We start from the raw sequence: 709 nt of genomic DNA on the forward strand, positions 1-709 counted from the left end.
GAAGTAGATTTTCCACCTTATGTGTTCCGCCTTCCTCTCGAAAACATCTAGTGTTTCCCTATAAGACAAGGCGACTAAAAAGCTGAAAATATTTAATTCATTTTAGGAATGTGACGTGTTGATTAAGCCGTTAATAAAGCGCTGCTTTAGGTGTTTCCTGCTATGTAAATAGGACTATTCCTACAGAGGAAGTACATCGATTTTTGGTATCTTTTAACTCGGCATATTTTGGTGTTTTAGCGCACCTTACCAACGTCAGGCTATCACTTAGAAAAGAACGACAGAAATGAATGAATTTGTTTTACGACTGATGAAATGCGCTCGATCTTACGAGACATTTATTAGTGCTAAGTTACTGAGCAAACAAAATATTAATGCGGATGAATTGGCCAGTATCCAGCAGGAAGCGATATCCACGTTCCCTGAGTTAAAAACTTATCAACAAGGACAGGGAAGCGATACAGTTGAATTGGAGCTGTTTAACAAAGTACTTCACAACATGATGCGAAAAATAGGCTTTAGGGTTCCTGAAGAACAATGCGGGAATACAAGCTCTATTTATATACGTAGGGGATAAAAAAGCCTCCCATAGGGAGGCTTTTGTTTTTGTACATATTAACAATATCGTACGTTCTAATTCGTTATTAACGAAGTAGAGACATTGCCATACTAGGTAGCTGGTTAGTTTTAGAAAGAACTGTAGTACCAG

At 37.9% G+C, this 709-nt stretch carries 1 protein-coding gene; it reads left to right on the top strand.

Features of this window, described 5'->3' with window-relative positions:
- Positions 1–286: 286 nt before the first annotated feature.
- On the top strand, positions 287–577 hold the full coding sequence (locus tag R7E78_RS26615) for a hypothetical protein (RefSeq protein WP_318058674.1): 291 nt from the start codon (positions 287–289) through the stop codon (positions 575–577).
- Positions 578–709 lie beyond the last annotated feature (132 nt).

It is taken from the genome of Vibrio sp. YT-19(2023) (assembly GCF_033337395.1).

Bases quoted from the DNA above. Each gene is read 5' to 3' on its own strand.
- R7E78_RS26615 (WP_318058674.1), top strand. From the start codon at position 287: ATGAATGAATTTGTTTTACGACTGATGAAATGCGCTCGATCTTACGAG.